This is a genomic window from Streptomyces sp. NPDC020379, from assembly GCF_044387105.1.
Classification (GTDB): domain Bacteria; phylum Actinomycetota; class Actinomycetes; order Streptomycetales; family Streptomycetaceae; genus Streptomyces.
Map to the genome: position 1 here is coordinate 20,777 of NZ_JBIRVR010000025.1, position 26,695 is coordinate 47,471.

Genomic DNA, 26,695 nt, shown 5'->3' on the forward strand with positions numbered 1-26,695 from the left:
GCCGGGGGGCGCGCCGCGGCAGGTGGTGCAAACATCTGGACGTGCCCCGTCCCGTACCGCCCGCGCGCCGCGGAACGGCGCGGGACGCGCGGCCACCACGATGGTCCGAGGAGAGAGTGGCGATGACCGAGGTTTGGGGCTCCCCCCGGCGGCCGAGCACGGGGGAGGCCAGGCAGACACCGGGCACCCCGTGCTGGACGAGCCTGCTGGCACACGACCTGGAATCGATCAAGGACTTCTACAGCGGCCTGTTCGGCTGGTCCTACTACAACCCCGGGCCACGCCGGCTCGGCCCGTACGTACGCGCCACGATCGACGGCCAGGACGTGGCGGGCATCGGCGGGCTGACGCCGGGGCGACGGCTGCCCACCGCCTGGACCACCTATCTCGCGAGCGACGACGCGGACGGCACCGCGGAGGGCATCCGCTCGTCCTGCGGCACGGTCGGCGTGGGCCCGCTGACGGCCGAGGAGGCGGGGCGGCTGCTGCTCGCCTCGGACCCGGCCGGGGCCTCGTTCGGCGTCTGGCAGGGTACGCGGCTGGCGAGCCCCCGGCTGGCGGGGACGCCCGGCACGCCGGTCCGGCACGAGCTGGTGACCCACCGGACGTCCGCGGTGGTCACGTTCTACCGCGCGCTCTTCGGCTACGAGGCCGAGCCCGCGCCGGCGGGCGGTCCCGACTCCGTCACACTGCGGCTGAACGGGCGGCCGGTGGCCGCGATCCACGGGGTCGGTGCGGCGCTGCCGCCCGCGCGGGGGCCGCACTGGATGACGTCGTTCGAGGTGGCGGACACCGATATGGCCGCGCGCCGCGTCGTCGAGCTGGGCGGTCAGGTGCTGCGGCCGCCGCGGGAGAGCGCGGCCGGGCGGGTGGCCACGGTCGCGGATCCCGAGGGCGCCGTCTTCACCCTGCTGCGGACGGCCCGTTAGCCGGGTCCACGGGCAGCACGTCCGGCGAGAGCGCGGCGGCGCGCGCCGCCGCGGCCGTCAGCCGACGGCGGTGGTGACGCCGGCACAGCACCTCGTAACCCACCACGGCCTCGGGCTGGTTGACATCCCCGACGACGACCTGGGCGCCCTCGACGACCATCTGCCCGCCAACCGTGCGGGCGTTGTGCGTGGCCCGCGCACCGCACCAGCACAGGGCCTCGACCTGGAGCACCTCTACCCGGTCGGCGAGTTCCACCAGGCGCTGGGAGCCGGGGAAGAGCCGGGTGCGGAAGTCGGTGGTGATGCCGAAGGCGAAGACGTCGAGTTCGAGGTCGTCGACGATCCGGGCGAGCTGGTCGATCTGCTCGGCGGTGAGGAACTGCGCCTCGTCGGCTATGACGTAGTCGGCCCGGCCGCCCGCCGAGAGGTGCGCGACGATGTGGGCGTAGAAGTCGAAGCCGTCGCCCGCCTCGACGGAGTCGGTCACCAGGCCGAGCCGGGAGGACAGCTTGCCCTCGCCCGCCCGGTCGTTCCGGGTGTAGATCATCCCTTGCAGACCGCGTGCCGAGCGGTTGTGCTCGATCTGAAGAGCGAGGGTGCTCTTTCCGCAGTCCATGGTTCCGGAGAAGAACACCAGCTCGGGCATGGGGAAGCCAATGCCTTTCGTACGTAGGAGGGCTGAAGGGGGCCGGGCGGGGTCAGGAACGCACTTCGAGGAGCGGGACCAGCTGCTCCACCGGCGTCATGGAACCGTGCAGCCCGACCATCGCGGACTCGTTCGGCTCGGTCTCGGTGGCGACGACGGCGATGTCGTCGCGGGCCGCGGCGACCACATCGCCGATCCGTCCGTGGACCCGGTCGTCCACGCCCTCGCCGGGCGGGCCGAACCAGCCGGCCTCGATCGCCTCGTCCCGCCCGGCGACCCACATCTGCTCGCCGAGCACCTCGCGCCAGACGGCCAGCACGTCGGCGGCCGCGCCGGGCACGGCGTAGACGTGGCGGGCGCGGGCCTCGCCGCCGAGGAGCGCGACGCCGGCGCGCAGCTCCCAGTCCTCGTCGAAGTCGATGCGCGACTCCGGGTCGAAGGGGATGTCGATCATGCCGTGGTCGGCGGTGACGTACAGCGCCGAGCGCGGCGGCAGCTGTTCGGCGAGGCGCTGGGCGAGCCGGTCGACATACATCAACTGGCCGCGCCACTCGTCGGAATCGACGCCGAAGCGGTGGCCCTTGCCGTCCACGTCGCTGTAGTAGGTGTAGACCAGCGCGCGGTCCGCGGCGGCGAGCCGGTCGGCGGCGAGGTCCATCCGGTCCTCACCGGAGAGCCGGCCGTGGAAGGTGCCACCGCTCAGCGCGATCTTCGTCAGCGGCGTGTGCTGGAAGTCGGGGGCGGAGACCTGGCAGGTGTGGACCCCGGCCGCGTCCGCGAGCTGGAAGACCGTGGGGTAGGGCTGCCAGACGTGCGGGTCGGTCCAGGGGCGCCAGCGGAGCTGGTTCATCAGCTGCCCGGTGGCGGGGTCGGCGACGGTGTAGCCGGGCAGGCCGTGCGCGCCCGGCGGCAGGCCGGTGCCGACCGAGGCGAGGGACGTCGCGGTGGTGGAGGGGAACCCGGCGGTCATCGGCCGCCCGGTGCCGTTCATGGACGTGCCCAGCAGGGAGTGCAGGAAGGGCGCCTCCGCGGGGTGGGCCCGCAGCAGCTCCCAGCCGAGGCCGTCGATGAGGAAGACGCAGACCCGGTCGGCGGGGGCGAGCTCCAGGCCGGTGCTCAGCCCGGGGACGCCCAGGCCCGTCGCGATCGACGGCAGCAGGTCGGCGAGCGAGCCGGTGCCGTAGCGCGGGAGGGGTGCGGAGCGGGGGTCGAGCGGGACCGGGTCGTGCCAGGACCGGCCCGCGGTGGTCACCTGGGCCATCAGCGGGCGGTCGCCGCGGTCGCCTCGGAGAGGGCCTGGGCGAAGGCGAGGGTCTGCCGGACGGTGTCCGGGCCGTCCCCCGCCTCGCTGACGCGCAGGCTCAGGTCGTCGGCGGTGGACGAACCGGTGTAGCCGTGGTCGGCGTCGCAGTTGGGGTCGCCGCAGGCGGCGGGCTCCAGGTCGATCCGGGAGACCGCGCCCCAGCCGATGGTGAGGACGACCTCGCGGGGCAGCGTGCCCGGGGTGTACGCCTCGGGGTTGGCGACGACGCGGCTCAGCACGACGGAGGAGATCCGGCCGATCTTCACGGACTCCGTGGACGTCGTGGCATACGGCGAGGGGGACGTGCCGTCGGCGGCCTGCTCGTCGGTGTGGCTGACGATGAAGCGGTTGTCCGTGAGGACCAGGACCGTGACATGGCGGCGGACCTCGTTGGAATCGAACGTCGTCTCCTGGTGCACCAGGTACGACACGATCGGCTCCCCGCCCACGGCGGCCTCCACCGCCTCGGCCACCAGGGCCGGGTAGTAGCCGCTGCGCTCGATCGCCGCGCGGAGCCCTTGGGTCGTCGTACCGGTCTTCGCCATACGCCCATCCTACGGGGCGCAGGGGGCCCGCCCGCCCTTGCCCGCCCCCGGGCCCCGGGGGCGCGCGCTGTGCCGCGGACCGGGATCAGGGGGCGGGACGCGGCCCGGTGGGGCACCTCACAGCGGGCGTCCGGTCAGACGACCGGCAGGCTGCGGGGCCCGAGATCGGTACGGGCGGGCGGCGGGGCCAGGCGGATGGTCGCGCCCAGGACGTGGACGCCGTGCGGGGCGACGATCACCGGCTCCAGGTCGGCGCCCACCACTTCGGGGTGGTCGTCGACCAGCCGGGAGACCCGCTGCAGCAGCTCCTCCAGGGCCCTGGTGTCCACCGGGGTCGTGCCCCGCCAGCCGAACAGCAGTGGCGCGGTCCTGATCGAGCGGATCTGCTCGGCGGCGTCGCGGTCGGTGACGGGGACCAGCCGGTGCGCGGTGTCGCCGAGCAGCAGGGAGGGCGCGCCGGCCAGGCCGAAGGAGAGCACGGCGCCCGCCGCGGGGTCGATGGCGGCCCGCACGACCGTGTCGACGCCGCGCGGGGCCATCGACTGCACCACGAACCGGGTCTCCTCCGGCTTGCCGAGCAGCTCGGTCAACTCGCCGTAGGCGCGGAGCAGTTCCGCTTCGCCGCCCAGGTCGAGCCGGACGCCGCCGAGGTCGGCGCGGTGGCGCAGGTGCGGGGCGGTGGGCTTGAGGGCGACGGGGAAGCCGAGCCGGTGCGCGGCCCGGACGGCACTTTCCGGATCGGGGGCGGGCAGCGCGGGCAGCACGGCGATGCCGTAGCGGGCGAGCAGGCGCTGGGTGTCGGCGGCGGAGAGGGTGACGGCCCGCGGGCCGGTGAGCGGCGCGGGGGTCGCTCCGTGGGCGGCCAGCAGGACGTCGATGTCGGCGGCGGCCCCCGCCTCGTCGATGTCCTCGTACTCGGGCACCCGGCCGGGCTCGGCGGCCGTCTGCCGCCGCCACCGGGCGTAGCGCGCGGCTTCGGCGAGGGCCCGCACGGCGCGCTCGGCCGCGGGGTAGGCGGGTATCCGCACGGCGGGCGGGCGGCCGGCGGAGCCATCCGTGGCGACCGCCGCGCTTGTGGCCACGGGCGGCCGCTCCTCCGCCGCGAGCGCCTCGGCCAGGCCCGGGATCTCCAGGTGGACGACGGTGACGGGCTTCGCGGCCGCGGCCGTGGCCACCGCCTCCCGCAGCGCGGCGGCAAGGTCCGCGGCCAAGGCGTCGCCCACCCAGGGGATGGCGGTGACGACCACGGCGTCGCATTCCTCGTCGGCCAGGGCGTCCAGGAGGGCGGCCCGGAAGTCGGCCGGTTCGGCGGCGGTGGTGAGGTCGTACGGGGGCTGGGGGCGCAGGCCGTCGGTGAGGCAGGCGTCGTAGGTGAGCAGGGCGAGGGACTCGGAGTTGCCGAGGATGGCGACGCGGGGGCCGGCGGGCAGCGGCTGGGAGGCCAGGAGGAGGCCGGCGTCGGCCAGCTCGGTGACCGTGTCGACGCGGATGACACCGGCCTGCCGCAGCAGGTCGGAGACGGTGGCGTCGGGGATGCGGGTCGTGGGCACGGCGTGGCCGGTGGGGGCGGCGCCGCCGTGGCGGGCGCCCTTGACGACGACGACCGGCTTGCGGGCGGCGGTGCGCCGGGCGAGCCGGGTGAACTTCCGGGGGTTGCCGATGGACTCCAGGTACATGAGGACGACGTCGGTGTCGGGGTCGTCGTGCCAGTACTGAAGAAAGTCGTTGCCGGAGACGTCGGCGCGATTGCCCGCGGAGACGAAGGTGGAGATGCCGACAAGACCGGCGGCACGGCGGTGCAGCCCGGACAGCAGGGCGATGCCGATGGCCCCGGACTGGCTGAACAGGCCCAGCCGCCCGGCGCTGGGCAGCTCGGGTGAGAGGGAGGCGTTGAGGCGGACCCCGGGCGCGGTGTTTATCAGGCCGAAGGCGTTGGGCCCGATGATGCGCATGCCGTACGAGCGGGCCTGCCGCACCAGCTCGCGCTGCCGGTCTCGGCCGTCGGCACCGCTCTCGGCGTAGCCCGCGGCGAGGACGACGAGGCCCTGCACGCCGTGCTCGCCGCACTCGGCGACGACGGAGGGCACCTGCTCGGCGGGCACGGCGACGATCGCGAGGTCGACCTGCTCGTCGATGCCGCGGAGGGAGCGGTGGGCGGGCACCCCCTCGGGCTGGAGCCGCGAAGGCCCCTCGGGGAAGGCGTGGTTGACCGCGTACACCCGGCCCGTGAAGCCGCCCGCCAGCAGATTGCGCAGCACGGCGCGGCCCATGCCGCCGGGCTCGCGGCCGGTGCCGATGACGGCGACGGAGCCGGGGGCGATGAGGCGGTGCACGGAGCGGGCCTCGGCGCGCTGCTCGCGGGCACGCTGGACGGCGAGGGAGCGGTCGGTGGGCTCCAGGTCGAGCTCCAGGCGGACGACGCCGTCCTCGAAGCTGCGCTTCTGCGTATAGCCCGCGTCCGTGAACACCTTGATCATCTTGGTGTTGGCGGGCAGCACCTCGGCGGCGAAGCGGCGGATGGAGCGCTCGCGGGCGACGGCGGCGAGGTGCTCCAGCAGGGCGGAGGCCACGCCGCGGCCCTGGTGGGCGTCCTGGACGAGGAAGGCGACCTCCGCCTCGTCGGCCGGGCCGGAGGACGGCAGGCCCCGGGGGCCGATGCGGTCGTAGCGGACGGTGGCGATGAACTCACCGCCGACGGTGGCGGCGAGGCCCACCCGGTCGACGTAGTCGTGATGGGTGAAGCGGTGCACGTCACGGTCGGAGAGGCGGGGGTAGGGGGCGAAGAAGCGGTAGTACTTCGACTCGTCCGAGACCTGCTCGTAGAAGCTGACCAGGCGCTGCGCGTCGTCCGGGGTGATCGGGCGGATCTGTGCGGTGCCGCCGTCGCGCAGCACCACATCGGCTTCCCAGTGGGTCGGGTAGGCATGCTCGGACGGCGTCTGCATGGGGCCAGCGTAAGGCCGCCCACCGACAGCGGGCCCGGCTCGCGCGGGCGGGCGGGACCGGGGAGGGTGGGGGCAGCCGGAGCACTGCGGACCCCGTGAGACACTGGTCTAGACAACCAATGACGACTTGAAGGGCAACACCATGGCTGAGCGCCGCGTCAACGTCGGCTGGGCCGAGGGCCTGCACGCCCGTCCCGCGTCGATCTTCGTCCGTGCGGCGACGGCCGCGGGCGTTCCGATGACGATCGCCAAGGCCGACGGCAACGCCGTCAACGCCGCGTCGATGCTGGCCGTGCTGGGCCTGGGCGCCCAGGGCGGCGAGGAGATCGTGCTGGCCTCGGACGCCGAGGGTGCCGAGGCGGCTCTCGACCGCCTGGCGAAGCTGGTCGCCGAGGGGCTCGAGGAGCTCCCGGAGACCGTCTGATTCACGGGAATCGCGCGCGGCGGGGCCGCGGCGGCCGATTGAGGCCGCCGCGGCCCCGCTGTCGTTTTCCCGGCCCTCCGCTTTCCCCGTCGCCTCGCGGCCGGGTTTCGCGCCGTGCGCGCCGCTCGAATTCCGCCGGCCACACGGTGGCAACGCTCCACGGATAACCGCCCGTTGTCAGGAGGGGGCGGCCGCGGTGCGCACCGATTGTTTCGGATTCCGCGCCCGGACCGGGCGGACGGGCCTGCGCAGCCGGTATTCACCCGGCACGCGGTCGGCGCGTGTCGCGGCGAGCGCCCGCGCACGGTCCGCGTCGCCCCGGGCGATCGCGTCGACGAGGGCACCGTGCGCCTCCCACGTGCGCACCGGCCGCAGGGGCGGCTCCGCCACGTACACCCAGGCGATCTTGAGCCGCAGCTGGGTGAGCAGCGCGGCGAGGCTGGGGCTGCCGGTGGCCTGGGCGAGCGTCTCGTCGAACCAGTCGTCCAGGGGCCGCAGTTCGCCGGTCCGGCCGGCCCGGGCGCGCTCCAGACCGAGTCTGACCAGCCCGCGGAGCACCTTGAGGTGGGCCTCGGTGCGGCGCTGCGCGGCGCGCGCGGCGCCCAGGGGTTCCAGCAGGGCCCGGACGTCGAGCAGGTCGGCGGCCTCGTGCTCGGTGGGTTCGGCGACGCAGGCGCCCGCGTGGCGGCGGGTGGTCACGAAGCCTTCGGAGGCGAGGGTGCGCAGGGCTTCGCGCACGGGTACGCGGGAGACGCCGTAGCGGCGGGCGAGCAGTTCCTCGATGAGCCTGCTGCCGGGCGGGAAGAAGCCGGAGACGATGTCGTCACGGATCGCGGTGCACACGGCCTGCGTGGGAATTCCGCGGCTGTCCGGCACCGGGTTGTCATAGCCGTTCACGTACGGCCCCGCATGGGTGAACCTCCGCATTGACCCCCGCGAAACGCGGCCGATTGACGCCTGTCGGGCGACTCTATTGCAGGCGCCGGGAATTTCCGATGGCGCCGGTGAAGTCATCGGTATGTTTTGGCCAACACGAAGGCCCCGGTCGGTGACCGGGGCCTGGTGACGGGGAACGCCGCGATACTCGGCGATACGGCGGTGAAAGCCGGGGGGCGTGGTGCGTCAGACGTTGACGCCGTGCGAGCGCAGGTACTCGACCGGGTCGATGTCGGAGCCGTACGCGGGGCCGGTACGGGCCTCGAAGTGCAGGTGCGGGCCGGTGACGTTGCCGGTGGCGCCGGAGAGGCCGATCTGCTGGCCCGGGGTGACCGTCTGGCCGACGCTGACGTCGATGGACGACAGGTGACCGTACTGCGTGTAGGTGCCGTCGCTGTGCTGGATGACGACGTTGTTGCCGTACGCGCCGCCCCAGCCCGCCTCGACGATGGTGCCCGCGCCCACGGCGTGCACCGAGGTGCCCGACTCGGCGTGGAAGTCGATGCCGGTGTGGCTGCCGGAGGACCACAGGCCGCTGGACGCCTTGTAGGCGGTGGAGACGTAGGAGCCGTCGATCGGCGCGACGTAGGCGTTGAGGCGCTTGCGCTCCTGCTCGCGGGCGGCGCGCTCCTGCTCCTTGCGCTCGGCGTCCAGCTTGCGCTGGGCCTCGTCGGCCTTCTGCTTGACCTCGGCGGCCTGCTTCTTGGCGGCGGCCTCGGCCTGCAGGCGGGCGGCGGTCTCGTCCGCGGAGCTGCGCTGGATCTCGGCCTGCTCGCCGACGCGGTCGGCCGTGTCGTCGCCGATGACGATGGCCTGGGTGAGGCCGGTGTCCTCGACGCGCGGGGCGTCGTCGGTGGCGGCGAGTGCCGGAGCGGCGAATCCCGCCATGACACCGGTGGCCGCGAGGGTGGCTATGCCCGCCGCGTTCGCCCCGGCGCGGACGGCGCGGCTCGGACGGCGGTGCTTACCGGTGGGACGAGTGAACGCCATGGGTACGGCTGATCCTTTCCTTCCTTCTCGCCTACCGGGTTAGCTGACGGGTTCGGAGCAGGAAGGTCTCCTACGGATCCCTCCGGAGAGGGGCCCGATTCACCCCAGGGACATGTGGGTCCCCGGCTCCCCTGGCTCGCGCCGTACGGGGACTCGGCGATGACTGTCCGGGGCCGCGGATGCGACTCACATCTGACGGGCAGCCGCCCTGACGCTAGACGCCGCCACTTTCGAACGGCAAACAGAAGCCCTAATTTGTGGCGTACGCCACAGCGGAGATGTGCAACCACTCCACTAAATCGGACATAAAGGAGGCGCGCGGGACCCGTGGGCCCCGCGCGCCTCCCGGGTGGCTGATGTCATCCGGCGTCAGACATCGGCCGCCGGACGCGACTCGGGGGTGAGCCGGATGTGAGCGGCCGTCAGGTGTCAGCCGCTGACGACGGTGACCTCGCCGATCCCGAGCGCCCTGACGGGCTCCTCGATCTCCGCGGCGTCACCGACGAGGACGGTCACGAGCCGGTCGACCGGGAAGGCGTTGACGACGGCGGCCGTCGCCTCCACGGTGCCGGTCCGCGCGAGGCGCTCGTACAGCCGCGCCTGGAAGTCGTCCGGCAGATACTGCTCGACCTGGTCGGCGAGGGTGCCCGCGACGGCCGCGGCGGTCTCGTACTTCAGCGGCGCGACACCGACCAGGTTCTGCACGGCGGTGTCCCGCTCGGCGTCCGTCAGGCCCTCGGCGGCGAGGGTGCGCAGCACCGTCCACAGGTCGTCCAGGGCGGGGCCGGTGGAGGCCGTGTCGACCGAGCCGCTGATGGCGAGCATGGCCGCGCCCGTGCCCTCCGGGGAGGAGCGCAGCACCTGGCCGAAGGACCGCACGCCGTAGGTGTAGCCCTTCTCCTCGCGCAGGACGCGGTCCAGGCGCGAGGTGAGGGTGCCGCCGAGGCAGTACGTGCCGAGCACCTGGGCGGGCCAGACGCGGTCGTGCCGGTCGGCGCCGATCCGGCCGATCAGCAGCTGGGTCTGGACGGCGCCGGGGCGGTCCACGATGACCACGCGGCCGGTGTCGTCCGCGGTGATCGGCGGCACCGGCCGGGGCTCCGCCACGGAGCCTGTCCAGGCGCCCAGGGAGTCGCCGAGCGCCTCGTCGAGATCGATGCCGGTGAAGTCGCCGACGACCACGGCGGTCGTGGTGGCGGGCCGGACGTGCGCCTCGTAGAAGGCGCGCACGGCGGCGGCGTCGATGCGCGCGACGGTCTCCTCGGTGCCCTGGCGGGGGCGCGACATGCGCGCCTCGGCCGGGAAGAGGTGCTTCGAGAGCGCCATGGCGGCACGGCGGGCGGGGTTGGCCAGCTCGTGCGGGATCTCGTCCAGGCGGTTGCCGACGAGCCGCTCGATCTCGCTGTCGGGGAACGCGGGGGCGCGCAGGGCGTCCGCGAGCAGGGCGAGGGCCTTGGCGAGCCGGGAAGCGGGCACCTCCAGGGAGACCCGGACGCCGGGGTGGTCGGCGTGCGCGTCGAGGGTGGCGCCACAGCGCTCCAGCTCGGCGGTGAACTCCTCGGCCGTGTGCTTGTCGGTGCCCTCCGACAGGGCGCGGGCCATGATGGTGGCGACCCCGTCGAGGCCCTCCGGCTCGGCGTCCAGCGGCGCCAGGAGGTTGATCTCGACGGCCACGATCTGCTGGCCGGGGCGGTGGCAGCGCAGCACGGTCAGGCCGTTGGGCAGGGTGCCGCGCTCGGGGGCCGGGAAGGCCCAGGGGGTCGCCTCGCCGGCCCGCGGCCGCGGGTGGAAGGTCATCGAAGGTCCTGCGGTGCCGGTGGCCACGGCGTCGCTCACTGGGCCGTCTCCTCGTCGTTCAGGTCGTGCTCGGCGTGCTCTTCGGCGGGGGCGGTGGGCTCGTAGACCAGCACCGCGCGGTTGTCGGGGTGCAGCCTGGCCTTGGCGGCCCGCTGCACCTCCTCCGGGGTGATGTCGAGGGCGCGCTCCACGGCGGTGAGGGCGAGCTGGGGGTCGCCGAACAGCACGGCGAAACGGCACAGTTCGTCGGCGCGGCCGCTGACCGTGGCGAGCCGGTCCAGCCACTCGCGCTCCAGCTGCGCCTGGGCGCGCTCCATCTCCTCCGGGGTGGGCCCCTCGGCGGCGAAGCGGGCGAGCTCGTCGTCGACGGCGGCCTCGATGTCGCTCACCTCGACGCCGCCGGACGCCTTGACGTCCAGCCAGCCGAGCGAGGGCGCGCCGGCCAGCCGCAGCATCCCGAAGCCGACGGCCACCGCGCTGCGGTCGCGGCGGACCAGGCGGTTGTAGAGCCGGGAGGACTCGCCGCTGCCGAGGACGGTCAGGGCGAGGTCGGCGGCGTCGGCGTCACGGCTGCCGTCGTGCGGGAGGCGGTAGGCGGCCATCAGGGCACGCGAGGGCACCTCCTCGCGCACGACCTCGCGCAGCTCCTCGCCGATGACGTCGGGGAGGGAGCCGTCGCGCGGCGGCTGCTTGCCGTCGTGCGCGGGGATGGAGCCGAAATACTTCTCGACCCAGGCGAGCGTCTGCTCCGGGTCGATGTCGCCGACGACGGACAGGACGGCGTTGCCCGGCGCGTAGTAGGTGCGGAAGAAGGCGCGGGCGTCCTCCAGGGACGCGGCGTCCAGGTCGGCCATGGAGCCGATCGGGGTGTGGTGGTACGGGTGGCCGTCGGGGAAGGCCATGGCCGTCAGCTTCTCGAAGGCGGTGCCGTAGGGGACGTTGTCGTACCGCTGGCGGCGCTCGTTCTTGACGACGTCCCGCTGGTTCTCCATGGACTCGTCGTCGAGCGCGGTGAGCAGCGAGCCCATCCGGTCGGCTTCCAGCCAGAGGGCCAGCTCCAGCTGATGGGCCGGCATGGTCTCGAAATAGTTGGTCCGCTCGAAGCTGGTGGTGCCGTTGAGCGAACCGCCCGCGCCCTGCACCAGCTCGAAGTGGCCATTGCCCTTGACCTGGGCCGAGCCCTGGAACATAAGGTGCTCGAAGAGATGGGCGAGGCCGGTGCGGCCCTTGACCTCGTGGCGCGAGCCGACGTCGTACCAGAGGCAGACGGCGGCGACCGGGGTCAGGTGGTCTTCGGAGAGCACCACCCGCAGGCCATTGGCCAGGCGGTGCTCGGTCGCTGTCAGGCCGCTGGAACCGGCCTGTTGCGTGGCCGTGTGACCCATGGGCATGTACGTCCCTTCGATCGCGTGGAATCCCGCGTGGAGGCTCGCGATGGTTCGCGACGACTCGCGTGATGAACAGTCCTGTCACTGTATGCAAGCGTGCTGACATCTGGCGAAGTTCCCGGTGCGGTGCGCTCTTACGGACGGGTCGGTTGTCGGCGTTGTCAGTGGGGCGGTCCACAATGGTCGGCGTCAGCACCCCGCCTCGGCAATCGATCGAAGGAGCAGCAGCCGCGATGGCCCGCCGCAGCACGAAGACCCCGCCGCCGGACGACTTCGAGGAGCGCATCCTCGACATCGACGTCGTCGACGAGATGCAGGGCTCCTTCCTCGAGTACGCCTACTCGGTCATCTACTCGCGCGCCCTGCCCGACGCCCGGGACGGGCTCAAGCCCGTCCAGCGCCGCATCCTCTTCCAGATGAACGACATGGGCCTGCGCCCCGAGCGTTCGTATGTGAAGTGCGCACGCGTCGTCGGCGAGGTGATGGGCAAGCTCCACCCACACGGTGACGCGTCCATCTACGACGCCCTGGTGCGCATGGCGCAGCCCTTCTCGATGCGCGTGCCGCTGGTCGACGGGCACGGCAACTTCGGTTCGCTGGGCAATGACGACCCGCCCGCCGCGATGCGTTACACCGAGGCGCGGATGGCGGCGACGACGTCGCTGATGACGGAGTCGATCGACGAGGACACCGTCGACTTCACGCCGAACTACGACGGCAGCGAGCAGGAGCCGGTCGCGCTCCCGGCCGCGTATCCGAACCTGCTGGTCAACGGCGCCTCCGGGATCGCGGTCGGCATGGCGACGAACATGCCGCCGCACAACCTCGGCGAGGTCGTGGCCGCCGCCCGGCACCTGATCAAGCACCCGGGCGCCGACCTGGACACCCTGATGCGGTTCGTGCCCGGCCCGGATCTGCCCACGGGCGGCCGGATCGTGGGCCTGGGCGGCATCCGTGACGCGTACGAGACGGGCCGGGGCACCTTCAAGATCCGGGCCACCGTCACCGTGGAGAACGTGACGCCCCGTCGCAAGGGCCTGGTCGTCACCGAGCTGCCGTACACGGTCGGCCCGGAGAAGGTGATCTCCAAGATCAAGGACCTGGTCGGCGCCAAGAAGATCCAGGGCATCGCCGACGTCAAGGACCTCACCGACCGCTCCCACGGCCTCCGTCTCGTCATCGAGATCAAGAACGGCTTCAACCCCGAGGCCGTGCTGGAGCAGCTCTACAAGCTGACGCCGATGGAGGAGTCCTTCGGCATCAACAACGTCGCGCTGGTCGACGGGCAGCCCCTGACGCTGGGTCTGAAGGAGCTGCTGGAGGTCTATGTCGACCATCGCTTCGAGGTGGTGCGGCGGCGCAGCGAGTTCCGGCGCACCAAGCGGCGGGACCGGCTGCACCTGGTCGAGGGCCTGCTGGTGGCGCTCCTCGACATCGACGAGGTCATCAGGATCATCCGATCGAGTGAGAACGCCGCGCAGGCCAAGGAGGGCCTGATCGCGCGCTTCTCGCTCTCCGAGATCCAGACGCAGTACATCCTCGACACCCCGCTGCGCCGTCTGACGAAGTTCGACCGGGTCGAGCTGGAGTCGGAGCGCGACCGGCTGAACGACGAGATCGCGAAGCTGACCGCGATCCTCGAGTCCGACGCGGAGCTGCGCAAGCTGGTCTCCAATGAACTGGCCGACGTGGCGAAGAAGTTCGGCACCGACCGGCGGACGGTCCTGCTGCAGTCGGCGGGCTCCCCCGCCTCGGCCGTGCCCCTGGAGGTCGCGGACGACCCCTGCCGGGTGCTGCTGTCCTCCACCGGGCTGCTCGCCCGCACGGCGGGCGGCGAGCCGTTCCCGGACGACGGGGAGAAGCGCGTCAAGCACGACGTGATCGTCTCGGCGGTCCCGGCGACGGCCCGCGCGGACGTGGGCGCGGTGACCTCCGGGGGCCGGCTGCTGCGCCTGCCGGTGATCGACCTGCCGCAGCTGCCCGAGACGGCGGCCGCGCCCAGTCTGGCGGGCGGGGCACCGGTCTCGGAGTTCCTGACGCTGGAGGATGACGAGCGGGTGGTGTGCCTGACCACCCTGGACGAGTCGTCTCCGGGCCTCGCGATCGGCACGGAGCAGGGCGTCGTCAAGCGCGTGGTCCCGGACTATCCGGCGAACAAGGACGAGCTGGAGGTCATCTCCCTCAAGGACGGTGACCGCATCGTCGGCGCGGTCGAGCTCCGTACGGGCGAGGAGGATCTGGTCTTCATCACCGACGACGCGCAGCTGCTGCGCTATCCGGCGGGGCAGGTGCGCCCGCAGGGCCGTCCGGCGGGCGGCATGGCGGGCATCAAGCTGTCGGCGGGGGCGAAGGTGATCTCGTTCACGGCGATCGACCCGGCGGCGGACGCCGTGGTGTTCACGGTGGCCGGTGCGGCGGGCACGCTGCTGGGTGCGTCGGAGACGTCGGCGAAGCTGACGCCGTTCGATCAGTACCCGCGCAAGGGGCGGGCGACGGGCGGTGTGCGCTGCCAGCGCTTCCTCAAGGGCGAGGACTGCCTCGTCATGGCCTGGGCGGGCACGACCCCGGCGCGGGCGGCCACGTCCAACGGCACCCCGGCCGACCTGCCGGAGATCGACCCCCGGCGCGACGGCTCGGGCACGCCGCTGACGAAGTCGGTGGCGGTGGTGGCGGGCCCGGTGTAGGGCTCCTGCGGCGAAAGCGCCGTGCGGCCGGCCGCACGGCGCTTGAGGCAAGCCGTCAGGCTTGCGCGTACCGCAGCACGCCCCACATCGTGTTCTCGTCCGCGTCGCCCGGCTCCAGCCGCCGGCAGCTCTCCAGGCCGGCCCGCAGGGCGGTCGCGTCGATCCCCGTCCCGATCAGCACCAGCTGGGTGACCCGCTCTTCCGCGCGGCCCCACGGCGCGGCGTAGAAGCGCAGGAAGTCGCCCACCGCGTGCACCGCGTACCGCACCCCCCGGTGGCCTTCCGCCCCGAAGTGGACGAAGCCCTTGATGCGGTACAGGCCCTTGGGCCGGTTGTCGAGGAAGTCCATCAGCCGCCGCGGATCCATCGGTTCCGCGGAGGTGAAGTCCACACTGTCGTACGCGGCGTGCAGATGACCGTGGCCGCCCCCCGCGCAGTCCCCGCCGCAGCCGTGCGTTCCGCAGTCGTGGGCGTGCTCGTCCGCGTCCCGCACGAGGTCCTCGAAGGACAGCTGGCGTATCGCGCCCGGCTCTTCCCGCTCCCGCGCCTTGCGGTCGAAGAGCAGCTCCGGGTCGACCCGCCCATGGGCCGACTCCAGGACGGGCGTGCCGGGGCCGAGCCGGGCCAGCTCGTCGAGGACGGCCTTCCGCTCCGTCTCCTCCGCCCGGTCCGTCTTGTTGAGGACGATGAGGTCGGCGATGGCCAGATGGCGGTCGATCTCGGGGTGCCGGGCGCGGGTGCGGGCGAACTCCGCGGCGTCCACGACCTCGACCAGGCCGCCGTAGACGATGCTCGCGTTGTCGCTGGCGAGGATCATGCGGATGAGCTCCTGCGGCTCGGCCAGCCCGCTGGCCTCGATGACGATGACGTCGATCCGCGCGGCCGGGCGGGCGAGCTTGTCGAGGAAGCCGTCGAGCTCGCTGGTGTCGACGGCACAGCACAGGCACCCGTTGCCCAGGGAGACCATGGAGTCGACCTGCCCGGCGACGCTCATCGCGTCGATCTCGATGCTGCCGAAGTCGTTGACGACCACGCCGATCCGGCTGCCCCCGCTGTGTTTGAGCAGGTGGTTGAGCAGGGTGGTCTTGCCGGATCCGAGGAAGCCCGCCAGCACGATGACCGGGATCTGTCGTTTCGCCAAGAGGCAGCCTCCATCACACGTCGGACGCAGCGGGAACCGGCTGCGGCGGGGGCGGGCCGACATAGCGGGCCGCCGGGCGGATGATCTTCGAGTCCTCCGCCTGTTCCAGGATATTGGCGCTCCAGCCGACCACGCGGGCCGCGCAGAACGTGGGCGTGAACATCTCCCGCGGCAGCCCGCAGAGCTCCATGACGACGCCCGCGTAGAACTCCACGTTGGTGTGCAGCTCGCGCCCCGGCTTGAGCTCGGCGAGGATCGCCTCGACCTTCCCCTCGACCTCGGTCGCGAGGTCGACCAGGGGGCCGCCGAAGTCCCGCGCGATGGAGCGCAGCATCCGTGAGCGCGGGTCCTCGGTGCGGTAGACGGGGTGCCCGAAGCCCATGATGCGCTCCCCCGCGAGGACGCGTTCGCGGATCCAGGGGTCGATGCGGTCCGGGGTGCCGATGGCGTCGAGGGTGTCCAGGGCGCGGCTGGGCGCGCCGCCGTGGAGCGGCCCGGAGAGGGCGCCGATGGCACCGCCGAGGCAGGCGACGAGGTCGGCTCCGGTGGAGGCGATGACGCGGGCGGTGAACGTCGAGGCGTTGAAGCCGTGGTCGACGGTGGAGATGAGGTACCGCTCGATCGCACGGGCCCGGCGGGGCTCGGGCTCGCGCCCGTCCAGCATGTAGAGGTAGTTGGCGGCGTACGGGAGATCCTCGCGCGGCTCGACGGGCTCCAGTCCCCGGCCGAGCCGGTGGAGCGCGGTGAGCAGGGTGGGGACGGCGGCGCAGGCGGCGAGGGCGTCGGCCTCGCGGTGGGCGGCGGCGGTGTCGTAGAGGGGGCGTAGCCCGGCGGAGGCGCCGAGCAGCGAGAGCGCGGTGCGCAGCCCGGCGAGCGGGCCGGACGGCGCGCAGGAGCGGGCGATGGCCGGCAGGGCGTCGCGCACGTCGGCGGGGAGCCGGCGCAGGGCCGCGGTCTCGGCGGCGAAGGCGGCCCGCTGCGCCGCGTCGGGGAGGTGGCCCCGGAACATCAGGTGCCAGACGTCCTCGAAGGAGCGGCTCCCGGCGAGCTCGACGGCGGAGAACTGGCGGTAGTGGTAGAAGCCTTCGCCGCCGCGGACGTCGCCCAGGGCGGTGTCGGTGACGACGACGCCCGCGAGTCCGCGCGGTACCTCGGTGATCGGCACAGCGGTGCCTCCTCGATCCCTTGAGTGCTGCTCGTTGAAACGTGATGGGACTGTCCACCCTTGATCCAATGGCTGTCAATATTGATTGAATCAATATGTACACGCCGGTTACGGTGTGCCCATGGCGGATCTTGAGACGGGCGGCCCGGCGGCGGGCGACGACGACAGAGGACGGCTGACCACCCGCGAGGTCGCCGAGCGGCTGGGCGTCAAACCCGAGACGGTCTACGCGTATGTCAGCCGCGGCCAGCTCTCCAGCCGCCGCGGCCCCGGCGGCCGGGGCAGCACCTTCGACGCGCGGGAGGTCGACGCGCTGGCCCGGCGCGGCAGGCGGGAGCCGGCGTTCGGCGGCGAGACGGCGATCCGTACGGGCATCACGCTCATCGAGAAGGACCGGTATTTCTACCGCGGCGTCGACGCGACCGCGCTCGCCGGGCGGCACGCGTACGAGGAAGTGGCCGACTGGCTGTGGACCGGGGAGCTGCGTCCCGGGACCCGCTTCGCCGCCCCCGAGGAGACGCTGGCCGCGGCGCACCGCGCCGTGGACGCGCTGCCCGCCGACAGCGGGCCCACCGACCGGCTGCGGGTGGCCGCGATCGCGGCGGCGGCTGCGGATCCGCTGCGCTTCGACCTCTCCCCGCAGGCGGTGCTCGGTACGGCCCGCGGCCTGATCCCGACGCTGGTCGACGCCCTGCCGCCTGCCGGCCGGCAGGCGCACGCCGACGACCGGATCGCGCCACGCCTGTGGTCACGGCTGACCTCGCGGGCGCCGGACGAGGCGTCGCTGTGCGCCCTGGAGGCCGCCCTCGTCCTGCTGATCGACCACGACCTCGCCGCCTCCACCCTCGCGGTGCGGGTCGCGGCGTCGGCGCGCTCCCATCCGTACGCCGTGGTCTCGGCGGGGCTCGGCGCCCTGGAGGGGCCGCTGCACGGCGCGGCGAGCGGGCTGGCCCACCGGATGCTGACGGAGGTGCTGGAGCGCGGCAGCGCGGGTGCCGTGGTGGCGGACCATCTGCGGGACGGCAGGCGCGTACCGGGACTCGGGCACCGCCTCTACCCCGGGCCGGACCCCCGGGCCACCGCGCTCCTCGGCCGGCTGGAATCGGTGCCCGCCGCGGCAGCCGCACTGGCGGCGGCCCGCGAGGTCGAGGCCACGACGGCACGGCACGTGCCCCTGCACGCGAACATCGACCTCGCGCTGGCGGTCCTTTCCGTCGCCTCGGGCATGCCGCCCGAGGCGGGCGAGACGGTCTTCGCGGTCGCGCGCACGGCGGGCTGGATCGCGCACGCCCTGGAGGAGTACGCCGAGCGACCCCTGCGGCTGCGTCCCACGGGCCACTACTGCGGCCCGCGGCCACCACAGCCTCTGCCCTGACAGCCGAACGGGGATTCCGGGCTCCGCAAGGGCAGGTTAGGCTTACCTTCGTGAGTACGTGCGCGACCGTCTCCCGTCAACTCTCCGAGCCCCTGGCCGGCACCGCCGCCACCGCCCGGACCTGGCTGCTGCTCGAACAGCCCGGCCCCTGGGGCGCGAACGCACTCGCCACCAGCCACCTCGACCCCGCCGTGGGCCGCGCCCTGGAAGAGGCCGCGGCGGGCACCGGTGTGCGGATCGCCCTCATCCGGCGCCCCGGCCGCCACGCGGACTGCCACCGGCCCGCGACGCAGCGGGTGTTCGTCGCCCACACGGCGCCGGGCCGCTCCTGGATCCGCACCACCGCTCTGACCGACCCGGCGGCGCTGACGGAGCTGGACCTCGCGGCGCTCGGCGCGGGCGAGCACGGCGGGCTGTGGGAGCCGTACGCCGGAGACCCGCTGGTCTTCGTCTGCACCAACGGCAAGCGCGACCGCTGCTGCGCCCTGCTCGGCAGGCCGCTCGCCGCCGAACTGGTCAGCGCGGGCGGGATCGAGACCTGGGAGGTCACCCACATCGGTGGCCATCGCTTCGCGCCGACCCTCTTCGTCCTCCCCTACGGCTACGCGTACGGGCGGGTCACCGCGCACGGCGTCAAGGACGTGCTCGAAGCCGTGCGTGACGGCCGGATCGTGACGGAGGGGTGCCGCGGCCGCTCCTCGTGGGAGCGCCCCGCCCAGGCCGCCGAGCTGGCCGTCCGCGAACTCACCGGCGAGGAGGGCGCGGACGCCCTGGACGTGTCCGGCTCCGGACCCGCCGACGGCCCGGCCGCGCGCTGGTCCGTGACCGTCACCCACACCGACGGCCGGGCCTGGCGGGTCCTCGTCGCGCAGGGTGCCGCCGAACCGCCCCGCCCGGAGAGCTGCGGCCGGACGCCCGGCGCCCCGGCCCGGATGGATGTCGTGTCCGTCACCCCGCTTTCCTGACGAACTCCGTCGTGTAGGTCTTCTCCAGGTCGATGTCGGCGTCGCGGATCGTGGGGTTGAACGCCTTGAGCACGTCGTGCACGGTCCTCGGCCCGTCGTCGGGCATCACACCGTCCCGGGTGAACATGGGCAGGGTGTTCTTGACGGCCTGGACGTAGAGGTCCTTGCCGCCCTTGGCGTAGTCGGCGGGCATCTTGGCGGCGATCTCCTCGGGGCTGTGCGAGGCCATCCACGCCAGGGTCTTCACGAAGGCGTCGGCGAGCTTCTGGGTGGTCTCCTTGTGACCGTTGACCCACGAGGTGTTCATGTAGAGGCTCGACGCGGGGTAGAGCCCGCCGAGCGCGGCCCGCGAACCCTCGGGCGTCCGCAGGTCGACCAGCACCTTGCCGGTGCCCTGGGCGAGGACCTGGGCCACGGTCGGGTCGGTGGTCATCCCGCCGTCGATGGAGCCCTGCTGGAGCGCGGAGACGAAGGTCTGGCCCGCGCCGACGGCGACCGGCGTGACATCACTGACCTTCACGCCGTTGCGCACGGCCAGATACTTCGTCAGGAAGTCGGTGGAGGAGCCGAGTCCGGTGACCCCCAGCTTCTTCCCCTTGAAGTCCGCGGGTGAGGTGAGATCACCCGCCGCCTTCCTCGAGACGATCTCCACCTCCCCCGGCGTCCGGGCGAGCTGGACCACCGACTCCACCCGCTTCCCCTTCGCCTGGAGGTCGAGGGTGTGGTCGTAGAAGCCGACGACGCCCTGCACCTCGCCGGCGACCAGGGCCGTGGTGGCCTGCACTCCGGCCGGTTCGGTGAGGAGCTGGACGTCGACACCCTGCTCCTGGAAGAAGCCGAGCCGCTGGGTGAGCACCGCCGGCAGATAGATGACCTTGTCGAGACCGCCGACCATGATCTTCACGGTCTTGCCGGAGGCCTTGCCGCCGCCGGAGTTCGCGCCGTTTCCGGACACCTCGTCGGCACAGCCGGCGAGGACGGTCACGAGGGCCACGGCGGCGGCCGCGAAGCGGAGGCGCGTACTGCTGGTTGAACGCATGACGGGTGGATCCTTCGGGTGAGGGGTGAAGGGGGGACGAGGGCCCGGGACGACAGGCCCCGCAGGCGTCCGGCGCGGCCTCAGCCGTCGGCCCCCGACTGGATGGCCTTCCAGCGGAACAGCCGCCGCTCCGCGAAGGTCAGCAGCCCTTCCGCCAGCAGCGCGACCACCGCGAGGATGACCATCGCCGCGTACACCCCGGCCGAGTTGAACGTGTTCTGCGCGTTGGAGACGAGCAGCCCGATCCCCTTCGTCGCCCCGATGTACTCGCCGACGATGGCTCCGATCAGCGCGAACCCGAAGCTCACATGAAGGCTGGTGAAGATCCAGGACGTGGCGGACGGGACGACGACCTGAAGGGTCACCCGGCGGTTGCTCGCGCCCAGGATCCGGGCGTTGGCGACGAGGTTGCGGTCCACCTCCCGCGCCCCCTGGAACGCGTTGAAGAAGACGGGGAAGAAGACCAGCACCACGGCCGAGGCGACCTTGGAGGCAGGGCCCAGGCCGAACCAGATGAGGAAGATGGGCGCGAGGACGATCCTCGGCAGCGCGTTGAGGATCTTGATGTACGGGCCGAGGACGTCGGCCAGGAAGCGCACCCGGCCGAGCGCGATGCCGAGCGCCACACCGCCCGTCACGCCGATGACCCAGCCGAACAGGGCCTCGTAGAGCGTGTACCAGACCTGCTCGCCGAGCGAGCCCTGGGCGGTGCCGTGGGCCGTCCACTGCACGATCTGGTCCCAGATCTCCGACGGCATCGAGAAGTTGAAGGGGTCGATGATTTTATGACGGGCCATCAGTTCCCAGGCCCCGAGCGCGACGGCGAGCAGCAGCACCCGCACGGCGAGGACCAGCAGCTTCCGGTGCCGGGCGGCCCTGGCCCGGGCCTCCGTACGGCCCGTCGCGCTCTTCGGCGCCGCCGCGGCGGGGACGACGGCGGTACGGGACGGAATCGACTCATGCGACACGCTCGGCACCCCTCTCCCGTGTGATGCGGACCTCTTCGCCGAGCGAGGACCAGATCTCGCGGTAGATCTCGACGAACTCCGCCTCCAGACGGATGGATTCGACCTTCCGGGGCCGCGGCAGCCGGACGGGGAAGACCTCCTTGACGGTGGCCGGGCCGGCGGTCATCACGACCACCTTGTCGGCCAGCGCGATGGCCTCCTCCAGGTCATGGGTGACGAAGACGACGGACGCGGCCGTTCCGCCGGGCCGTCCACCGCCCCACAGCTCCAGGAGCTCGTCCGACATGAGCGCGCGGGTCTGCACGTCGAGCGCGGAGAACGGCTCGTCCATCAGCAGGATCGAGGGGTCACCGACAAAGGTCTGGGCCAGCGCCACGCGCTTGCGCTGGCCACCGGAGAGCTGGTGCGGATAGCGGTCGGCGAAGGCCGCCAGACCCACCCGGCCGAGCCAGTCGAGGGCCCGCTCGCGCGCCTCCGCCTTCGGCACGCCACGGAAGCGCGGGCCGGCCATCACATTGGACAGGACCGTGCGCCAGGGGAACACCGCGTCCTGCTGGAAGACGAACCCGACCTCCGGCCGGATCCCCGTCACAGGTCCGCCGTCGATGAGCACCTCGCCCTCGGACGGCTCCTCCAGCCCGCTGACCAGGGTGAGGGTGGTCGACTTCCCGCAGCCGGTGGGCCCCACCACGGCCACGAACTCGCCGCGCTCCACGGTCAGATCGAGATCGCGCACGGCCGTGTGCGCCGCGCCCGAAGGGGTCCGGAACACCTTGGTGGCGCCGCGCAGCTCGATGGCCGGATACCGGCCCGGTGGAGTCCCGCTGGGGGTAGCGTCGTCGGTCGTCCCGCTGTTCATCGTGGCGCCTCCTGTGCCCGGCTCGTCCGCCCCGCGGTCCCTCGGGGCGGTGCTGGACGGTAGGCGCGGCGCGCCCCGCGCGGACAGCCTTGTGAGCGCTGTGCGACTTGAGGGCACGAACCCTGTTCTGCTCGTTTTGCTCGCGGTAGAACAACGAAAGCGCTACGGAACCGGCCACTGACCGGTCGTCCGGCTACGTTCTGGTGGCACCGCAGGACGAAAACGAAAGGGACCCCTATGCGCCCCCGGTGGCCCCGCCGTGTCTTCGCCCAGGTGCTGCTCGCCCAACTGCTGATCATCACCGGGGTGACCGGGCTGGCCGCCGGGCTCTTCCTCGCGCCCCTCGGCGCACAGTTGGACGACCAGGCCGAGCGGCAGGCGCTGGCCATAGCGCAGGCCACCGCCGCCCAGCCCCGCATCGCCCGTGAACTGCTGGCCGGACTGCCCACCCCGCAAGGGCCCGTACAGACCGCGGCCGAACGCATCCGGCTGGCCACGGGCGCCAGCTATGTGGTGGTCGTCGACCTCCAGGGCACCCGCTACTCCCACCCCTCACCCACCCGGATCGGCGAACGGGTCAGCACCGACCCCGGCAAGGTCCTGAGCGGGCAGGAGTGGAAGGGCATCGCCAAGGGCACCCTCGGCCGCTCGGCACGCGGCAAGGTGCCGTTGCGCGACAGCGAGGGCGCCGTCGTCGGCGCCGTCTCCGTCGGCATCGCCTACGACAACGTGCACGCGCTGCTGGTCCACGCGGTGCCGGGCATCCTGCTGTACGCCGGTGCCGCCCTGGGGGCCGGGGCGCTGGCGGCGCTCGCCGTCTCCCGGCGGCTGCGCAAGCGCACCCGCGGCATCGCGCTCACCGAGATATCCGCCCTGCTGGACGAGCGCGAGGCGATGCTGCACGGCATCCGCGAAGGCGTGGTGGCCCTCGACCGGCACGGCCGCGTACGGCTCGTCAACGACGAGGCCCAGCGGCTGCTCGGGCTCGGGCCGGACGCGACCGGTCAGCCGCTGGACAGCGTCCTGCCACCCGGCCGCACCACGGACGTGCTGGCCGGGCGGGTGACGGGCACGGACCTGCTCACCGTCCGGGACGGGCGGGTCCTGGTCGCCAACCGGATGGACACCGCCGACGGGGGCACCGTGGCCACCTTGCGCGACCGCACCGAACTGGAGCAGCTCCGCCGGGAGCTCGACGGCACCCGCGGCCTGACCGACGCGCTGCGCGCCCAGGACCACGAGCACGCCAACCGGCTGCACACCCTGGTCGGCCTGCTGGAGCTGGAACTCTACGACGAGGCCGCCGAGTTCCTGGCGGAGGTGACGGGCGCGCACCGGGCCACGGCCGAGCAGGTCGCCGAGCGGGTGCGCGATCCGCTGGTCGGCGCGCTGCTGGTGGGCAAGAGCGCGGTCGCGGCCGAGCGCGGCGTGGCGCTGCGGGTGAGCCCGCGCACCCGGCTGCCCGACCGGGTGGTCGACCCCCGCGACCTGGTCACCGTCCTGGGCAACCTCGTCGACAACGCGCTGGACGCGACCGCCGGCCGGACCGACGGAGAACCGTTCGTGGAAGTGGAGCTGCGGACGGTGGGCGCCGCGCTGATCGTGCGGGTCACCGACAACGGCCCCGGGGTACCCCCCGCCGACCGCGAACTCGTCTTCGCCGACGGCTGGTCCACCAAGGAACCGCCCCCGCACCGCCGCCGCGGACTCGGCCTCTCCCTCGTCAGAAGGCTGGCCGAGCGCTACGGAGGATCGGCACGGGCAGACGAACGGGAAGGCGGCGGCGCGGTGTTCACCGTGGAGTTGCCCGAAGCAGTGCGCTCACTCGAAGAGGTGAAGTAAATGATCGAGGTCCTGGTGGTGGACGACGATTTCCGCGTCGCCGAGATCAACGCCGCGTATGTCGCGCGCGTGCCCGGCTTCCATGTCGCCGCCAAGGTCCACACCGCGGCGCAGGCCCTGGCCGTGCTCGAACAGGGAGGCATCGACCTGATGCTCCTGGACCACTTCCTGCCCGACGAGACAGGGCTCTGCCTGGTGCGCCGGATGCGCCAGCGCGGCCACCTCACCGACGTGATCATGGTGACGGCCTCCCGGGACGTCGCGACCGTGCAGGCGGCGATGTGCTTCGGCGCCCTGCAATACCTGGTCAAGCCGTTCACCTTCCCGGGGCTGCGGGTGAAGCTGGAGGCGTACGCCCAGCTGCGCCGGACCCTCGACGACGCGCACGAGGCAGGCCAGGACCAGGTCGACCGCATCTTCGGCACCCTGCGCACCGCGGCCACCAGCGCCCCCTTGCCGAAGGGGCACTCCGCGCCCACCGCCGAACTGATCCGCCGTGTGCTCTCGGACGCCGCGCGGCCGCTGTCGGCCCACGAGGTCGCCACCCGCGCGGGCCTGAGCCGCTCCACCGCCCAGCGCTACCTCAAACGCCTGGAGGAATCCGGCAGACTCCATCTCACCCTCAAATACGGCGAAACCGGACGCCCGGAACACCGCTACGCCTGGACGAACCGCTGAGCACACCGGCCCCACACCTCACTTGACCATCCATCAGCTCCGGTGCGGATCGGGCGGCACCACGATCCCGTAGCGGAAGGCATACCGCACGGCCTGCGCGCGGTCCCGCACCCCCGTCTTGGCGAAGAGGTTGTTGATGTGCGTCTTCACCGTCGCCGTGCTGACATGCAACCGGCGGGCGATCTCGGCGTTGGACAGCCCCTCGGCGACCAGGGACAGCACCTCCGCCTCACGCGCCGTCAGCCCGTCCGGCAACTCCCGGCGCGGCGGCACACCCTGGGCGGATCCGCCGAGGGGCGGCGGCCCCGCGCCGGCCGTACGGTCCGGTGAGCCTCCCTCCCCGGACACGGAGAGCCGCTCCAGCAACCGCCGCTGGACATTGGGCGAGAGCCCCGCCTCCCCCGACATCACATGCCGCACCGCCCGCACGATCTCCTCCCCGCCGGCATCCTTAGTGAGATACCCGCGCGCTCCGGCCCTGAGCGCGGGAAAGAGCGAGTCGTCGTCGCCGTAGGTGGTGAGGATCACGACCTGGGTCGAAGGGTGCTCGTCGCGAATCCGCCGCGTTGCCTCCACACCGTCGCACCGCGGCATCCTCAGGTCCATCAGCACCACGTCGGGGGCGAGTTCGGCCACCATCCGCACCGCCTCATGGCCATCGGCCGCCGCCCCCACGACCTCGATCCCCGGCAGCAGCCCGAGCAGCATCACGATCCCCTCGCGCACCACGGTCTGATCGTCGGCCACCACGACCCGCGCCACATCACGGACTTCGGCGCCGCCCACCCCGGCCGAGCCCGGAGCCCCCGCACTCCCTTCCCCGCCCGCACCCGGCGCGGCCTGAGGACCGCTCGCTCCTCCCGCGCCGCCCGCTCCATCGCCACCGATCGTGCCGTCCGTCATGCCGGCACCCGCAAACGCACCACAAAGCCCTCCTGCCCAGGTCCGGCCGGTCCGGCCTCCAGCGTGCCGCCGAGCAGCTCGGCGCGCTCGCGCATCCCCAGCAGACCGTACCCGGCACCGGACGCCGCGAGGTCACCGGAATCCACATGCCCGCCCCCGTCACGGACCCACAGCTCCACCTCGCCCTCCAGATAGGTGAATCTCATCTGCACATCCGCACCGGGCGCGTGCTTGCGGACATTGGTCAGGGCCTCCTGGGCGACCCTGCGCACCGTCAGCCCGGCCTCCGCCGGCAGGCCCCTGGGCTCCCCCGCCACTTCGAAGCGCGCTCCTTCGGACGCGGACGCGTCCCTGAGGAAATCCTCGACCCGGGACATCTCGCCGCGCAGCGCGGAGAGCGCCTGCCGGGTCTCGGCCAGCCCCTCGCGCGCCATACCCCGGGCCGCCACCACCCGCTCCAGGATCCGCTGCCGGTCCTCCCCCCTCTCGATGAGCAGCCGCGCCGCCTCCAGGTGCACCATCTGCGCGGAGAGGCTGTGGGCGAGCACATCGTGGATCTCCCGGGCGATCCGGGCCCGTTCGGCGAGGGCCGCCGACTCGGCCTCCGCCCGGCGGGCCGCCCGCTCCTGCGCCAGCAACCGGAACCCGGCCCCCCGCGCCTCCTCGTCCAGCCGAAGCGCGTACCCCAGGACGGGCAGCCCCAGCGCCGTCAGCGCGGCCACCGTCGGGCGGTCCGCGCTCGCCAGGGCGTACGACCCCATGGCGACCACGGAGACGCCCACTCCGTAGAGCATCGGTAGCCGCTCCATCGCGACGAGCGCGCACAGGCACCAGAGCACCGCGGCCGGCGTGTGCACCCCCGCCGCCTGGGATCCCGTACCGACCGCGTACAGCACCGCCAGCACCCCCAGAGACGGCCACAGCCGCTGGGCGAGTGTCGTGCCGTAGTAGACCCGGACCCCGGCGACGCAGACGATCAGGCCGACGGCCAGGGCGACGAATCCCCACCCGTGCAGCAGGTGATCGCTCAGCACCCCCCACAGGACCAGGCCGAGCAGGCCAAGCCGTACCACCCAGCTCATGACCTGGCGCCGCAGTGGCACTCCCATCCGCGAAAGCGCCTCACGGGCCGGCCACTCGGTCCAGTTCTCCATCGGCACGTGATGTCCCTCC

General features: G+C 72.9%; 22 protein-coding genes and 1 riboswitch. Of the genes, 7 read left to right on the forward strand and 15 right to left on the reverse strand.

Annotation, left to right across the window (positions count from 1 at the left end; translation table 11 throughout):
- Window positions 1–122 precede the first annotated feature (122 nt).
- Window positions 123–929, forward strand: a complete 807-nt coding sequence (locus tag ACH427_RS27015) for a VOC family protein (protein ID WP_398873435.1) — start codon at window positions 123–125, stop codon at window positions 927–929.
- On the opposite strand, the gene ACH427_RS27020 is transcribed toward ACH427_RS27015, so the two are convergent.
- The 4 genes from ACH427_RS27020 to ACH427_RS27035 all read right to left on the reverse strand — a co-directional run bounded on the left by ACH427_RS27020 (window position 904) and on the right by ACH427_RS27035 (window position 6,368).
- Window positions 904–1,575: a thymidine kinase gene (locus ACH427_RS27020; protein WP_398873437.1), complete on the reverse strand. Its 672-nt coding sequence runs from the start codon at window positions 1,573–1,575 to the stop codon at window positions 904–906. The genes ACH427_RS27015 and ACH427_RS27020 overlap by 26 nt on opposite strands.
- Before the next feature lie 52 nt (window positions 1,576–1,627).
- Window positions 1,628–2,836 carry an alkaline phosphatase family protein gene (locus ACH427_RS27025; RefSeq protein WP_398873439.1) on the reverse strand — a complete coding sequence of 403 codons (1,209 nt, stop codon included), beginning with the start codon at window positions 2,834–2,836 and terminating at the stop codon, window positions 1,628–1,630.
- On the reverse strand, window positions 2,836–3,423 hold the full coding sequence (locus ACH427_RS27030; protein ID WP_361534008.1) for a DUF5998 family protein: 588 nt from the start codon (window positions 3,421–3,423) through the stop codon (window positions 2,836–2,838). The genes ACH427_RS27025 and ACH427_RS27030 overlap by 1 nt, the downstream gene beginning before the upstream one ends.
- A gap of 134 nt (window positions 3,424–3,557) precedes the next feature.
- Window positions 3,558–6,368, reverse strand: a complete 2,811-nt coding sequence (locus ACH427_RS27035) for a GNAT family N-acetyltransferase (protein ID WP_398873441.1) — start codon at window positions 6,366–6,368, stop codon at window positions 3,558–3,560.
- Between the two features lie 142 nt (window positions 6,369–6,510).
- Here ACH427_RS27035 and ACH427_RS27040 point away from each other — a divergent pair, with 142 nt between their 5' ends.
- Window positions 6,511–6,792: an HPr family phosphocarrier protein gene (locus ACH427_RS27040; RefSeq protein ID WP_361535724.1), complete on the forward strand. Its 282-nt coding sequence runs from the start codon at window positions 6,511–6,513 to the stop codon at window positions 6,790–6,792.
- A gap of 177 nt (window positions 6,793–6,969) precedes the next feature.
- Here the strand turns inward: ACH427_RS27040 and ACH427_RS27045 are convergent, their stop codons facing one another.
- From ACH427_RS27045 to ACH427_RS27060, 4 genes are all read right to left on the reverse strand, one after another.
- The gene (locus tag ACH427_RS27045; protein WP_398873551.1) at window positions 6,970–7,635 is read right to left on the reverse strand and encodes a GntR family transcriptional regulator; all 666 of its coding nucleotides are present in this window, start codon (window positions 7,633–7,635) and stop codon (window positions 6,970–6,972) included.
- 279 nt (window positions 7,636–7,914) lie between these two features.
- The gene (locus tag ACH427_RS27050; protein WP_301891852.1) at window positions 7,915–8,718 is read right to left on the reverse strand and encodes a M23 family metallopeptidase; all 804 of its coding nucleotides are present in this window, start codon (window positions 8,716–8,718) and stop codon (window positions 7,915–7,917) included.
- A 13-nt stretch (window positions 8,719–8,731) separates the two neighbouring features.
- A riboswitch (cyclic di-AMP (ydaO/yuaA leader) is annotated at window positions 8,732–8,887 on the reverse strand.
- 260 nt (window positions 8,888–9,147) lie between these two features.
- Window positions 9,148–10,515, reverse strand: a complete 1,368-nt coding sequence (locus tag ACH427_RS27055; protein WP_398873553.1) for a M16 family metallopeptidase — start codon at window positions 10,513–10,515, stop codon at window positions 9,148–9,150.
- 35 nt (window positions 10,516–10,550) lie between these two features.
- Complete coding sequence (locus ACH427_RS27060; protein ID WP_398873555.1) at window positions 10,551–11,900, reverse strand: M16 family metallopeptidase; 1,350 nt, start codon at window positions 11,898–11,900, stop codon at window positions 10,551–10,553.
- 236 nt (window positions 11,901–12,136) lie between these two features.
- Between ACH427_RS27060 and ACH427_RS27065 the strand changes: the two genes are divergently transcribed.
- Complete coding sequence (locus ACH427_RS27065; protein ID WP_398873444.1) at window positions 12,137–14,587, forward strand: DNA topoisomerase (ATP-hydrolyzing) subunit A; 2,451 nt, start codon at window positions 12,137–12,139, stop codon at window positions 14,585–14,587.
- Window positions 14,588–14,642: 55 nt separating this feature from the next.
- On the opposite strand, the gene ACH427_RS27070 is transcribed toward ACH427_RS27065, so the two are convergent.
- Together ACH427_RS27070 and ACH427_RS27075 are read right to left on the reverse strand one after the other, a co-directional pair.
- Window positions 14,643–15,728: a CobW family GTP-binding protein gene (locus tag ACH427_RS27070; RefSeq protein WP_398873446.1), complete on the reverse strand. Its 1,086-nt coding sequence runs from the start codon at window positions 15,726–15,728 to the stop codon at window positions 14,643–14,645.
- 13 nt (window positions 15,729–15,741) lie between these two features.
- A complete protein-coding gene (locus tag ACH427_RS27075) occupies window positions 15,742–16,893 on the reverse strand; it encodes a citrate synthase/methylcitrate synthase (RefSeq protein WP_398873448.1) in 1,152 nt (383 codons plus the stop codon).
- A 121-nt stretch (window positions 16,894–17,014) separates the two neighbouring features.
- Here ACH427_RS27075 and ACH427_RS27080 point away from each other — a divergent pair, with 121 nt between their 5' ends.
- Both ACH427_RS27080 and ACH427_RS27085 read left to right on the forward strand, forming a co-directional pair.
- Window positions 17,015–18,268 (forward strand): citrate/2-methylcitrate synthase, encoded by a 1,254-nt coding sequence (locus ACH427_RS27080; protein WP_398873450.1) that lies wholly within the window; start codon window positions 17,015–17,017, stop codon window positions 18,266–18,268.
- A gap of 50 nt (window positions 18,269–18,318) precedes the next feature.
- Complete coding sequence (locus ACH427_RS27085; protein ID WP_398873452.1) at window positions 18,319–19,233, forward strand: sucrase ferredoxin; 915 nt, start codon at window positions 18,319–18,321, stop codon at window positions 19,231–19,233.
- Here the strand turns inward: ACH427_RS27085 and ACH427_RS27090 are convergent.
- From ACH427_RS27090 to ACH427_RS27100, 3 genes are all read right to left on the reverse strand, one after another.
- Window positions 19,217–20,272 carry an ABC transporter substrate-binding protein gene (locus tag ACH427_RS27090; RefSeq protein ID WP_398873454.1) on the reverse strand — a complete coding sequence of 352 codons (1,056 nt, stop codon included), beginning with the start codon at window positions 20,270–20,272 and terminating at the stop codon, window positions 19,217–19,219. The genes ACH427_RS27085 and ACH427_RS27090 overlap by 17 nt on opposite strands.
- Window positions 20,273–20,352: 80 nt before the next feature.
- Window positions 20,353–21,240, reverse strand: coding sequence for an ABC transporter permease (locus tag ACH427_RS27095; RefSeq protein WP_398873456.1), 888 nt, complete (start codon window positions 21,238–21,240; stop codon window positions 20,353–20,355).
- Window positions 21,230–22,099 carry an ABC transporter ATP-binding protein gene (locus tag ACH427_RS27100; RefSeq protein WP_398873458.1) on the reverse strand — a complete coding sequence of 290 codons (870 nt, stop codon included), beginning with the start codon at window positions 22,097–22,099 and terminating at the stop codon, window positions 21,230–21,232. The genes ACH427_RS27095 and ACH427_RS27100 overlap by 11 nt, the downstream gene beginning before the upstream one ends.
- Window positions 22,100–22,336: 237 nt before the next feature.
- On the opposite strand from ACH427_RS27100, the gene ACH427_RS27105 reads away from it, so the two are divergent.
- A complete protein-coding gene (locus ACH427_RS27105) occupies window positions 22,337–23,941 on the forward strand; it encodes an ATP-binding protein (RefSeq protein WP_398873460.1) in 1,605 nt (534 codons plus the stop codon).
- The gene (locus ACH427_RS27110) at window positions 23,942–24,619 is read left to right on the forward strand and encodes a response regulator (protein ID WP_398873462.1); all 678 of its coding nucleotides are present in this window, start codon (window positions 23,942–23,944) and stop codon (window positions 24,617–24,619) included. It begins immediately after the preceding gene.
- Between the two features lie 33 nt (window positions 24,620–24,652).
- On the opposite strand, the gene ACH427_RS27115 is transcribed toward ACH427_RS27110, so the two are convergent.
- Window positions 24,653–25,522 carry a response regulator gene (locus ACH427_RS27115; protein ID WP_398873464.1) on the reverse strand — a complete coding sequence of 290 codons (870 nt, stop codon included), beginning with the start codon at window positions 25,520–25,522 and terminating at the stop codon, window positions 24,653–24,655.
- The gene (locus ACH427_RS27120; protein WP_398873557.1) at window positions 25,519–26,676 is read right to left on the reverse strand and encodes a sensor histidine kinase; all 1,158 of its coding nucleotides are present in this window, start codon (window positions 26,674–26,676) and stop codon (window positions 25,519–25,521) included. Before ACH427_RS27120 ends, ACH427_RS27115 begins: the two co-directional genes overlap by 4 nt.
- Window positions 26,677–26,695 lie beyond the last annotated feature (19 nt).